Genomic DNA, 12,761 nt, shown 5'->3' on the forward strand with positions numbered 1-12,761 from the left:
AAAAATCTCCTTAAATAGGTAACATACCGATAACTGATTCAACAGCATTGGCAAGATTCGCCACTGCTAAACCTTCACGCAAAGTTTGGGAGTACTTGTAAGCACCTTGAGCAAGTTCCTTCAGAGGCCCATTCACGAATTTTAATTCTTCTGGTGTTAGTACTCGCAAACCAAGTGTGGCTTCTGCATGGGTAGGATTGAGAAAAGCATCATGAAACTTTTCAGTAATACTCAGGTTTGTGACACGGACGGGTAAAATTCGTCCAGGCCCCCAGACAAATAACACTGTCGGTACTTGCATTACTGGCACTTCTCGCGCAGGTGCAGTGCTTGTTCCTAAACCAGCTGCCGCAGACACAGCCCCGACTAATTTACTACCAGCATCAGCTTGTGTGGGAAATTGCAACATTTCTATAGCTGCTAATCGGGAGTAAATACCGCTAACTGTGGCAATTCCTTCAGCAATAGGGCTACCATCAGCAATCATGTCCTTAGCATCCATTTTGATTGTGAAAGAGAATGATTCACCTGGTACACCTTTTACTGCTAATGGATTGCTTTCGTTTTTGCTATTCACTGCTGCCACTGACTCAACCTGCGTCCATGAATGAGTCATTTCTTCAGGGTTATATTGAAAAATTATCACGTTCGGTATTGGGATTGAGAACGTGGGCATGAATTCTACTAATGCACCTTTGATAAATTTCCCAGCCATAATTACTCCCAATTTTGCGTTTTTAATTTTCTAGGCAAGGGTTTAGTTTAACTGCCGCAGGATTTCGGACACTATTTCGTTTGCTAGCGAATCAACGTTTTTGTTGGGAGGAATGTTGATGTTCATTTGCAGGGAGGGAGTATCACGGACAGAGTTACCAGGGATTTCACTACTAGCAAGTCTTGTGGCAATCATTTGTGCTAGGCGTTGTCCCTCATTTTGTGAGAGTCCAGATAGTTTTAAGGTTAGGCGATCGATGTTTAGGTTTGTCATATTGTTTAGTTTGTGGTTTACAAATAGGTTTTAGCTTGTTATGTCTCATGTTTCGATTCAAGTTCTAAGGTTGGCTATATACTGTCTTGCCCTGACTACTCAGGCATACTAGAATGTTGTGCGGGACAAACACAGGTGAAGAAATACCTTGCCTTGTAAACGCGGCATAGTCCGCCTGACCATTGGGTTCCACCTCTACGAAGGTCGTGTGTCCATAAGCTCCATGAGTACCTGGACGGAATCGGTAGGTTGGCACCACGCGCACGTTGTCTGCTGTAGTAAATCGTGCCCCTCCGAGGCTAAAGATGAACAGATCGGTTTCACCGATCGTGCCTTCTATCCGGTACATCGGGCAGAACTGAAAACTATCAGTTCCTTGAACAGCAGAGATTGAACGAATGTCATAAAGTGCAATAGCCTGGCTATCGTCAATCGTTGAAAGTTCAGCTGGCCAAGTGCCAGAAATACCGACCGGAGAGAAACTGCGGTTTCTCTCGAAATCGTGGTCTCGATCATATTCAGCTAACGAAGCATCAGTGCTCAACTCGCCGCAGAATCTTCCAATATCGGCTCGAGAATAGCCTCGTACAGCACGATAGAAACCAATCAGGTTTGAAGGTAGGTCTTCCTGGGCGAAAGATGAGCTGCCAATCAAATCTGTCCATTGCTGCTGTGTTTCAAATACAACGGACAACTTCTTGAATAAACTTAGTGCCACTGCGAACACCTCATCAGCAGATAGCGGGCGCAGCAATCGTACCGACAGGCTTGCACTGGAAAGCACTACCCCTATGTGAGGAAAACTTGATGTCATAGTGGGTGTACTCAAATCCCCAGTTCCAGATGGAGGACTTGATCCTGCCCCTCGCAAGGCATTGGAAGCATTTCGTACTTTTATTATCAGTGTATTTACCAAAACAGGAACTGCGTGAGACCAATCTATCCACCCGCAATTGGATGAAAAACTGTAACGCCCCTCAGGAATTCCACTTCGAGTGGGGACGCGCCACAAAGTCGATCCAACTACTCCACCTTGCTGAACTACATGCACCAGCTCGTGTGCGAGGAGTCGCTTACCTTCCGATGTCGTGGGCGCGTATTCGCCAGACCCAAACACGATATCGCCTCCACTGGTAAACGCCCGTGCCCGCAATGCTCGTGCTGAATCTGCTGACGCGCCATCGACATGCACCCGCACTTGGCTGAAGTTATACCCAAAGCGAGATTCCATTAAGGTAAGGGTTTTGGAGTCAAGAGGTTGTCCAGGAGAGTTGATGACTTTGTGGACGATGGGGGAAACTTCGGAGAAGGATTGGTCTGAATTCAGAGAGGTAGACTTGGGGATTGACTTTGGCTGAACCATCTCCTCTTCTTTCGCTTCGGGTTCAACCTGCCGATGCAAAAATGGTTCTGGCATTTGCATTACTTGATCGGCAATACGATCAGCTTCCTGCTCGTAGCGATTGCCCGGTTCACTAATCCTCAATTTGGTTTGTAATGATCGCCCCTGCTTTTTTTGGCATTCCGCACAAGTCCCCCCTGTACCTGGCCCATTCCCACAGGTACATTTCCGCTGCAACACGCCTCCCTGCGTCGGATTTATGGATGGCGATCGCCCCTTCTCCGTTCGCAACATTCGTAATGCTGCCTGATTCCCATAGCCTCGTTGGATTGTCGCCAAGTCGCTGCGATCGCGTGTGGAAGAGAATTGCCCCGACCAATTGACTGTCTGGTTCTGCTGTTCATGCTCAACCAACGTTGTAGAGTTAGTAGACTCTGGCTTATTTTTTCTGACAATAACTGGTGCACATAGCATGGCATTTCTTGTGTAGAGACGTGGATGTACTTTTGTTTTTAGTAGAGTAGAGATCTCTTTGGGCTAACCCAATCAAAATTCAAGTAAGTTGTTCTCAGATATCCGAAAAAGGATTTTAGAGTGAGGGGATTGATATTTGGATTTTTCATATAAGCTGCGACTTATAGATTTTAAAGATTTAGGTTCCATGCATAGATTCAGAAGCTGGAATGTACAATAATTACTGTTGTAGGCAATGTTCAGCACATGTCAAACGGTGGCAGTTTCATCCTGTTCCTCAGATGGCGATGGTTCATTTGCTGCTAAGGCTGGTATCAATATTGGGGCCACCTCTGGGAACAAAGCAATCAATAGCGCTAGCAGTGCTACGGCAGCTAGGTACGCTGTCGCTAATAACCAGTCTGTGCGTATGCAAATCTGGTACACAATTAAGCCAGATCTAAAGCGTCGGACACCTAGAGAAAACTCAAAGGGCAGTCCAGCAAATGTTGTTGATCCAATAGGGATGCGTGAGCTAGGGGAATAGGACGTACCAAAGCGATAGGGAAGACTGAGGATGCTGGTCATGTAAAAATCAATAATCGTGAGATCGGCAATTCCATTACTAACACCGTAAGCAGACAAGGGCTTGACTTCTTCGTACTCATGACGAACACCATCATCGATCAGCATATCCGGTCGTTTCAGAGCGGATCGAATAAATCCCCTCTCGAAAAAGCCCATGCTAGGATTCTTGGCAATGATAAAGTCACCGTATTTAGGGTCGATGGGTCCAGCAAAAGAAGCATCAAAGTAAACATCTGCTGGAAGTGCCCCCATAGAGGCGAGATAATCCAAGGCAATAAGTTTATGGGCAATGATGCCGAAAGCAGATGCTAGCATTGGACTAAAAATCGGACTGAGAGGAAAAAAGAGTTGACCTGGTTCAAAGCAAAGGGTACTCAGCACTCGCTGAATCATCAGCGGACTTCTTTGGACTGTTCTTGAAGCACTAGAAACATTCTTTACTGAGTGACTGAAAGGAGATTGTTGAAGTGTGTGGGTTAGTTCGTGCGCTAGCAGATGCTGACCAGATGCTGTGTGGGGTTGGTACTGTCCATGCGCGAAGACTATGTGGTTGCCTAAGGTGTAAGCTTTGGCGTAAACAGCGCGAGCTGACTCATCCGCCCGATTCCCGGTATGGATTCGGACATGGCTAAAATCTTGACCAAATCGAGGTTCCATGAACGCGCGGGTTTCGGGATCTAACAGGTGTCCATTGGAGCCTAAAACGCTATCTATCAGTTGTGACGTTCTCGGATCACTAGCATCGCTACCGACTATTGACTGTTTGTGAGGTTCTCCTGTATCTGAACTGTTTTGCCGTCGGAGTTGCCCCACCGAAGAACCCGAATACACTGCTGATATCGGCGTTCGCATCACTTGGTCGGCAATGCGATCTGCTTCTTGCTCGTATTGATCGCCTGGTTCACTGATTTTCAATTTGGTTTGTAACATCCCCTCCGGCTTACTCTGGCACTCTGCACAAGTTCCTGATAACCCAGCAGCATTACCACAAGCACATTTACGTTGCAATACACCCCCATTCATCATCCGCAAAACAGCCTGATTCCCATAGGCTTGTTGCATGGCTGCTAGACGACTATTCTGCCCCTGTGCTCTGCGATCGCCCCCTCCTGAAAAACTCTTCAAGCGTTGCGCTTCCTGCTGAACCTCAGAGCGACTTGTCTCCGGTTTCGTTTTCTTGTCATTCACTGGTGCGTGTAACATTTGCCTAACCCTCCCATTCCCCTAAACGAATCACTACCCCATGTTTTGCCATCTCTCGCCGCGCCGCTTGTAACACGTGCCGCATTGTAATTCGCGTTCCTTCAGTCCGCGCTAAAAATGCTGCACTTAAGGTTGTTGCTTTGATATCTGCTCCTGTCATGTTCAACTTATTTGCTAAAAACTCCCAATCAATCCCCTCTAATAAAGGTTCTCCCTGTGGCGTATATTCTAATAATGCCAACCGCCACAACTGCGATCGCTCCACTGAACTCGGTTGCACAAAATCTACTATGAAGCGAAGCCGCCGCAAAAATGCCTGATCTAAATCGCTCTTGCGGTTCGTCGCTAAAACGGCAATTCCGTCAAATTGCTCCATTCGTTGTAGCAAATAGTCAATTTCAATATTAGCAAAGCGATCGTGAGCATCCTTTACCTGGGTTCGCTGTCCAAATAAGGCATCGGCTTCATCAAAAAACAGCAACACATTCGCCCGTTCACAGGCATCAAACACTTGTTTTAGCCGCTTCTCGGTTTCGCCGATGTATTTGTTAATCACTCCTGCTAAATCGACGCGGTAAAGTTCCATGCCGAGCGATCGCGCCAACACCTGCGCCGCCATCGTTTTTCCCGTGCCACTCGGCCCCGCAAACAAAGCAGTAATCCCTTGCCCCATCGGACACAACCGCCCAAATCCCCATTCTTCATACACTTGCCAGCGCCACTGGGCTTGTTCTTCCAGTTCCAGTAAATGCTGGCGCACTGCTGGCGGTAGTACCAAATCCGTCCAGGTGTACGGACAGCCCAAAGGTGTAAATAATTCCCCCGCTTGTCGATGCAACATCTGCTGACACACGGCTGTCACTGTTTCTCTTCCAACTATTGACACTTGGGCAGCTTTGTGTGCTTCCGCCGGAGTCAGCACCCAATTAATAATTACATCGGGGACTAAGCTCTGATTCGTCAACTGTTGCCACAATTGCACCCTTTGACTGCGGGTTAACTTAGGGAGATGAAATACTCGGCGAATGGCTCGATTTTGGACAGGTTCTAAGGGGGTTGTCACACCAAAAAACGTCAAATTACAGTAAAACTGGCTCGACTGCCATAATTTTGGATTGACCTCCTCCAGTCTGTGCCAGTAGAGTACTGCGCCACTCAAGCCAGCCAGTCGCACTACCCGCATCAACCGTTCCAAAGCAAGCGATCGCGCCACATCCGCCCCCAGTAACATACTGGCATCGACGGCAATTAAATCCAAATTCAGGGCTGCACAGACTTGCCTAACCAAAGTTTTTTTGCCAGCACCGGACGCACCCACCAACTCGATTTCCAATGGCACAGGGGGCAGCGATCTTCCATCTCCATCAACTTGCCACTGATTCATGGCTTTGACAAAAGTTTGAATCGCACTCAACTGATCGGGATAGAGACAGGTGTCGGTGCTAACAGAGGCAGGCAGCCATTGTATAGATATTCCCAAAGCCGGATCGATGCAGTCGCCCTGAACGAACCAAGAAACGATCGCTGGATCTGCCATCCAGGGGGCGGTGATTGACCACGGCTGATCGTAACCTGCTATCGGGTATGCTAACCGCCAGCGCACCAGTGCTGATTCTGGTTCCAGTCTGGTGGGCGATGACCACTCAAACAGCATTGACCCTAACCAGAGGGTGGGATAGGTCATGGTAGCATCGTCGTGGAGATAACCATAGACCCGTCTGAGCAAGGGATCGACTTCCAGAGCGATCGCCAATGACAATAAATCCTGCTCTGCTGCCGATAATCCAAAAGCCTGCTGCAATCGCTGCCATGCGGGATTATCGGCGGCTAAATCGTCCGCTAGCTGAATTTGCTGGGTGAGAAACTGGGCAGTTTCATCTCTTTGATAAAAGCTCATCTCTGCGGTAGCCAGTACCAGAGGATCTGCTAAAATTCGATTGATTTCATTGTCGGTAATTACAGGGTTGCCAAAAAATTCAGCGGATTCCTCGCCGTAGTGCGATCGCATCCATAAAATCCGACGTTGCGATCGCAGCCGAATCCGCATCAGCCACGCCCGATCTTCCTTTTGGAGTCCATTGTTAGTTGGGGCTGTAATCATGATTTCACCACCCACTTGGCTGGATGACATTCCACCTGATTCACTCGCACCCGCACCCCGTAAACGCCATTTGGCAAGTTATTAGGCAATTGAAAATTGATTGCCGTACTACTAACTGTCAATTGTTCTGGTGTTACAGGTACTGTTTCCAAAAGGACTTCCACTGTCCCCGGACTAAAGCCTTGTCCATTGAGGGTGTAGGTACTGCCAGCAGGATTGAGAACAGGGCCCCCTGTGGGGTCAACGAAGGCGGCAATGCTGAATGGTGTAGCGTTTGAGCGAATTGCACCTGGATCGGCGATCGCTACGGCATTACCAACACGCAATTGATAAACACCTGCTGCTGGGATGCCTGTTGTCGGCAGATTCAGCAATAATCTTGTTTCGTTGGCTTGCGATATCCAGTCCGTGACATCCTGTTCTGTGCCATCAGCAAATAACAAATAAAGGCTGTTGGAACTACTACTTTGATTTAATCCTGCTCCATATATAGTAAAGGATTGTCCAGGCGCAACAACTGATGGAATCAATTCATAGCTCTGGGGTTTGTTTCCAGGAGCAATATAATTGACTCTGATATAAGTGCCGATTACTTGTCCTGCACTGGCAAAGGGTAGGGAAGTGGGACTAACTGCTAAGTTAATTGTGTCTGGTTTCTTCGCTAAGGTAGGAAGGGGTGATGGTGGCTCAATCAACACCACACTGACTTTGTAAATGGCAGCCAATCGGAGTGAAGCGGTGATTGCCTGCCATAAACGCCCTATTTCATCGGCTGTTTCTGGTTCCAGGGTAAGGGTGAATTCTACTGAATGATTGTCATCGGGTATGGTTGCAGTGACTATTGGTTGTTCATGAAAGCATTTCAAGGCAGCCGTCATAGCCTGCTGTTCATTGCGGGAAGCATCTACACCTTTGGCATAGGCGGTAAGTAAATAATGCAGATTTAAGCTAAGGGGCTGATGAGGACTTCGGAAAGCACGGGTTGTCCGTTCTGAAGTTGGGGAAGGAGCGACGGGCAAAGTGTTGCGCTGGAATTTATCGGGGGAAACATGGAACAGATAAAGGCTCAGGTATGTGCCATCTGATAGGTTACGAATCTCATCTGGAGATCGATCCGTTACGGTAAAGCTTGCACCCCCTTTATGAGAGTTTAAAAGTTGAATCAGTTCGTCTGTAATATCCCAGAGATTGAGTACCCCGATCGCCATTTTATCCTCCTATCCCTGGCGGAGACCAAAAGTTGACGTGAACCCCCGTGAAAGAGACGCAGTTGCAGGCGGGGCTGCACGGGTTGCGGTTTTTGCCGTTGGGGTTGGCAAAGTGACTGGAGGGGGTGAAATTTGAATTTCGATCGCCCCAATATGAACCGTCGGACGTTGGGGCAGCGCTGATGACCGTACCGATTCTGCAATTCCTGGCGTTTGAGTCGATTGCATGGGAAGACTAGGCTCTAGGGTGGTTCGCAATGGTTGAACAGGCAGGTTGGCTTCTGGAATTGTGACGGTAGAAGGTGAGTGAACAGTGGGTTCAAGGGTTGTAGTCAGGGGTTCCTTATCTGTCTGGGAGAGCAACCTGGGATCTAAAACTGTCGCATCAGCATCTGCAATTGCCTCGTGCCTACTGGGCGGACTAGATACCAAAGATGGTTTAAGGTTGGGAGTTAGGGAAGCGATCGCCGCACCTTCCAAGCTGACCTGGCTTATTGTACCAGCCTCAGCCTGTGACGAGAACTGCGCTACTGGTGGGGCAGGTTGCGGTCTGATATCATGTCCGGTTACAGATTTATTGACGCTCTGACGGAGAGATTTTAATGACAACTGATTATCTGGAGTTGATCTCACAACATCAGGTGCAGGTGGTTGAGTCTTTGTGTCTGTGAATGCAACGCCCAAGTTTGTCACAGCCTCAGTCTGTAATGGTACAGGTTGCAAACTGACAATATCAGATGTAGATAGCTGGGACAAGGGCGAATCCAGTGCTTGATCGCTTAAAGGTGTTTCATCCCCCCAACCCAAAGTCTGATTTTCTTCCCCTTGGTGAAACAGCAACCGGGGTGGATTCAGCAGTACTTGATCGCCAGAGGGGCGATCGCTTCTAGGACGAACACGGTTGGCAATCTGACTTAAATAAGAAACCTGCTTCATCTTAAGCTGACCTCCTGGTTTGTCGCAGTTTCTCGGCGTACTGCATCCGCCTCTGACGCGGTAGCGCCAAAATTGAGGTTTCTGACCATTGGTAGTACATTGCTAACAGGTGTATGTCCTCATAAATAAACGCGGACTGATTGCGGAGTTCTCGCAATGTAAACTGCTGGGGGTCAAAGTAAATTTCGACGAATGCCCCGCATTCGGAGCATTTACCCTGGAGATTTTGGGCGAGATTTGGTGCTAGTGTCTCCATTGCCTTCTCTACTCGCCTGAGTTGTTTGGCGGGAATATCAGCTGGTCGGACGCATCGCTCGATCAATTGCTGTTTTGGGTGAGAGTGATAGGCGATCGCTACTTGATCTGCCCCTGTAGGCAAGCGAAAGGAAACTGGAATATCTCGAAATCGAAACCATCCCGATTCCTCAGTCGCTTCTGTGCCCCGTGCTTTACCAGGCAAGTAATTAGCAAGATACTCACTCACTTGAAAAGAAACCTCAATCGGTGCGCCACAATTTCTTCCAGGGCAAGTTGCATCAGCCCGCAAGCGATCGCCAAAAACTGCCTGCCGTGTTTTTAACAATAAGGTATCCAAGTCTGCGATCGAGAGGGTGTCCCAAGCCACCTCACTACCATCAGCAACTTGTGCAATCTTAGTTAACAGCGCTAATGCCAATCGGGTATCTAGGCTGGGTGCTTCTAACAATAGAAGATCCTCAACCCCCGTCAGTTGTCGTAAGTTGACTGCCAATCCACTTACTGCAAGGTAAAACACCTGGTCATTCCAGCGCATTTGACTTATCCTGCCTGATTAGGTTCGGTCACACTCTTATCCCGTTCCCAGCCATCGTTTTCTAGCTTGATATGCTCGATAGCGATCGCATTAGCTCCGGCATCCAAGTCTGGCAACGCCTGATATTCAGACACCCAGCAGCGATAGACTTTATAGCGGTATACAGGCTGTCCCTGTTCATTTTGCAGGATAATAGCAATATCCCGTCGCAATTCTTTCAGCGATTGCTGCGGCGCTCCGGTGTCTAAAACTTGCGCGGCATTTGCCCACTGTTCAAAGTCATTGTCGTGGGTCAGTCCCCGTTCTAGGGTAATCGGTTCGTATTTAGTACGCCCCAATCCCTTGCGAATGATCATATTCCCCGCTTCTTTATATTCGATCACATCAGAAGAACGCTTCAAGGCAGTCGCTTTGCTCATGGCTGCAACCGGTGTTGTGGACGTTCCAAAATAGATCAAAAAGCGAAAGGTTTTATAAGGATCAAAGCGATTGATGTTGACAGAAAAAGGTTTTCCCATGAGGTTGCTCCTATGACTGCACCTGACCGGCAAGCTGCGCGATTTTGATAATTACAAATTCTGCTGGTTTGAGCGGCGCAAACGCCACTACAATGTTGACAATGCCGTTATTAACATCCTGTACGGTGGTGGTGGATTTGTCGCACTTCACCTGGAAGGCAAGACTTGGGGTAGATCCTTGAAATGCCCCTTGGTTGAAGAGTGACAACATAAATCCCTCAATGCTGCCGCGAATTGCTGCCCACAGAGGTTCATCATTCGGCTCAAACACGACCCAACCCAAATTCCGAATCAGTGTTTGCTCAATAAATAATGCTATCCGCCGGACTGGGACATATTTCCATTGCTGGTAAGCAGTATTGGTATCACTACCCACTAGGGTACGGCTACCATAGACAACTGTTCCAACTCCGGGAAATGAGCGTATGCAGTTCACCCCAATAGGATTTAGGGTTCCTTGGCGCTGATCGGTCATCCGTCCTTCCTCTACAACACCAATTGTGTTGCTGATGATAGTCTCTAGTCCTGCTGGAGCTTTCCAAACTCCTCGATTCAAATCTGTCTTGGCATAGATACCAGCAACATAACCACTAGGAGGTAGATCGAGTGGTTGCCCAGTTAAAGGATTCGTTGAGCGTAAGTAAGGAAAATAGATCGCACCATTCGTACTCTTGGGAATTGGGCTATCTGCTTTCGTCATTAGCAGTGCCATTAAAAGATTAGGATCGGATGTACCATCTGGAACTGCTTGCTTGGGTGGATCTAGAATCAAAAATGCTTGCTTGCGCTCACAAAATGCCAAAGCTGTACTCCAGATAGTCGTATCAGCAATACCGGGAATTATCAGCAGATTAAAGATTGAAACCTTATCCAGTGATGAATCTTGACTAAAAACCTTAGTAAAATCAGTGCTGCTAAATGTGGTTTCAAAGTTACTAGGTAGCGAACTTGTTAGTTTTTGAGTGGCTGATGTGAAACTTCCCCCATATCCCCCTGAAGCTGGAGCTACTGTCACCAAAGATGAGATCGGTTTACTGACTGTACCCAAACGCTTGTCAATATAGTTCTCTGAGCTACTATCGAGTGATACACCCCGGTAATTTTCTACCCGTGAATTGTAAGTAATAAGAATGTCAGCCGTATTACCAGTCGAATCTGGTGTTACACTCACTTGCATTGTTATTTGATCGTCCGTTGGTTCTAGGGCTGTAAATACTATACCAATGGGATCTGCCCCTATTAAAGTTGTAGGTGCTGTGATAGGTACGGGAGGATTATTATTACTACGATAGTAATTTTCTGCTTTTAGACCAACTATGTAGGCAACTGAGCCTCCATTCAGGAAAAAATTATTGACTGCATAAGCCATGTTGGTATCAAATATGCCACTGGAGTAAAATCCACCAAATTCACGCTCATATTCAGTGAAATTGAAGATTTGAATAGCCTTGTTAAAGTTTTCCGGTTTGGTTTTAAACGGATGGGTGTAGCCAACAAAGACTGCAATAGAAGTCGGGGCTGCTGTAATCGTGCGGGCACTACTCGGCAACTCTTCAATGTAAATGCCTGGGTAAGTCGGCGTAACCGGCATAGTTCTATTCTCCAGATTCTAATTTTACGAGTTTGTCGCAGCGATCGCTGTGGCAGTTGATGCAGCTTTGGCATCTGCACCACCGCCAAGGATGACTGTTCCGCGTGCAGGAATAGCGTAATTAGCATTATCGGGTTTGGCTACTGTAATGACAAAATCAGATCCAGCGAGTTTACCAGGCAAGTCTGCAAGTTTAATGCCTGCTATCAGTTGGGGTTTGAATTCAGCAACGAGTGTAAAGGTTTTGGCGATCGCATCAACTTCAGATATCTTGATAGTTATATTATCGCCCTCTGAGCCTACTTTCCAAGCTTCCACTGTGAATGCAGTAGGGCCTGGGGAGGTGCCTGTAATGTCTACATGGGATTTACCGACTCCTCCACCTGCAAGGGTATAGCTTTGCTTGTCTGTCGGTTGTGTGGGTGTGTCGGTATCTTTGGCACGAACCAAACCGGGACTGCTGGCAATAATCGTCTCTGTCCCTAAAACTTTTTTAATGGATGACGATGAATTAGAATCGAAACTCAGTCCTGAATAGATTTCTTTTGCCGTAATCGTGGCATCAAAGGTGGTGTTGGCAGGAGTGTCTCGATCTATAACAATGTTGCTGAACGTCACTTGAATAGTGTTACCTGCTGCACCGGGTATTGCTGCTTTAAGTACTAAGGCTGGTTTAGGAGGAGGATTTGCTCCAGGAGTTAAAAAACCACCATCAATAAGGTTTTTCAGCACAGCATCTACGATCAGCTTATTTTTTGTATAGAGTTGTGAACTGACAAGATTAATCTCACTGCCCTCTACTTTGAGGGATGAGAGGGGAATAAACCTCTGATTACCGTCCTTGTCTGTAAAACCGATTGGGCCATTTCCGATAACTGTACTTGTCATATTGCCTTCCTGGGACTGCTCAAAATTTTAGAGACGAGACATCCGGGCAGCGATCGCATCTAAAAATAGGCTCTTAAACTCAAGGCTATTTTCAAAACCTGAGAGCCTTTTTACTTATTAAAGAAAAATATATACTAATAAATAACACATTA

The 12,761-nt window shown here is 47.3% G+C and carries 11 protein-coding genes; all 11 read right to left on the bottom strand.

Translation table 11 applies throughout. The features are described 5' to 3' along the window. Positions 1-10 precede the first annotated feature (10 nt). The 11 genes from V7K30_RS10455 to V7K30_RS10505 all read right to left on the bottom strand — a co-directional run bounded on the left by V7K30_RS10455 (position 11) and on the right by V7K30_RS10505 (position 12,609). Positions 11-715, bottom strand: a complete 705-nt coding sequence (locus V7K30_RS10455; protein ID WP_334998975.1) for a hypothetical protein — start codon at positions 713-715, stop codon at positions 11-13. Positions 716-757: 42 nt separating this feature from the next. Next, entirely contained in the window at positions 758-988 is a 231-nt protein-coding gene (locus V7K30_RS10460; protein ID WP_334998976.1) for a hypothetical protein, read from the bottom strand. 64 nt (positions 989-1,052) lie between these two features. Beyond that, on the bottom strand, positions 1,053-2,804 hold the full coding sequence (locus tag V7K30_RS10465; protein WP_334998977.1) for an eCIS core domain-containing protein: 1,752 nt from the start codon (positions 2,802-2,804) through the stop codon (positions 1,053-1,055). Positions 2,805-3,053: 249 nt separating this feature from the next. Beyond that, the gene (locus V7K30_RS10470; protein WP_334998978.1) at positions 3,054-4,574 is read right to left on the bottom strand and encodes an eCIS core domain-containing protein; all 1,521 of its coding nucleotides are present in this window, start codon (positions 4,572-4,574) and stop codon (positions 3,054-3,056) included. 4 nt (positions 4,575-4,578) lie between these two features. Beyond that, positions 4,579-6,705: an ATP-binding protein gene (locus tag V7K30_RS10475; RefSeq protein ID WP_334998979.1), complete on the bottom strand. Its 2,127-nt coding sequence runs from the start codon at positions 6,703-6,705 to the stop codon at positions 4,579-4,581. Continuing rightward, a complete protein-coding gene (locus V7K30_RS10480) occupies positions 6,672-7,883 on the bottom strand; it encodes a DUF4255 domain-containing protein (RefSeq protein ID WP_334998980.1) in 1,212 nt (403 codons plus the stop codon). The genes V7K30_RS10475 and V7K30_RS10480 overlap by 34 nt, the downstream gene beginning before the upstream one ends. A gap of 9 nt (positions 7,884-7,892) precedes the next feature. After that, a complete protein-coding gene (locus V7K30_RS10485) occupies positions 7,893-8,819 on the bottom strand; it encodes a hypothetical protein (RefSeq protein ID WP_334998981.1) in 927 nt (308 codons plus the stop codon). A gap of 1 nt (position 8,820) precedes the next feature. Beyond that, positions 8,821-9,612 carry a T4 family baseplate hub assembly chaperone gene (locus V7K30_RS10490; RefSeq protein ID WP_334998982.1) on the bottom strand — a complete coding sequence of 264 codons (792 nt, stop codon included), beginning with the start codon at positions 9,610-9,612 and terminating at the stop codon, positions 8,821-8,823. 5 nt (positions 9,613-9,617) lie between these two features. Then, positions 9,618-10,130, bottom strand: coding sequence for a phage tail protein (locus V7K30_RS10495; RefSeq protein ID WP_334998983.1), 513 nt, complete (start codon positions 10,128-10,130; stop codon positions 9,618-9,620). A gap of 10 nt (positions 10,131-10,140) precedes the next feature. Further along, positions 10,141-11,721, bottom strand: a complete 1,581-nt coding sequence (locus tag V7K30_RS10500) for a phage tail sheath family protein (protein WP_334998984.1) — start codon at positions 11,719-11,721, stop codon at positions 10,141-10,143. Positions 11,722-11,745: 24 nt separating this feature from the next. After that, entirely contained in the window at positions 11,746-12,609 is an 864-nt protein-coding gene (locus V7K30_RS10505) for a hypothetical protein (protein WP_334998985.1), read from the bottom strand. Positions 12,610-12,761: the final 152 nt, after the last annotated feature.

It is taken from the genome of Nostoc sp. (assembly GCF_036917655.1).
Classification (GTDB): Bacteria; Cyanobacteriota; Cyanobacteriia; order Cyanobacteriales; family Nostocaceae; genus Nostoc.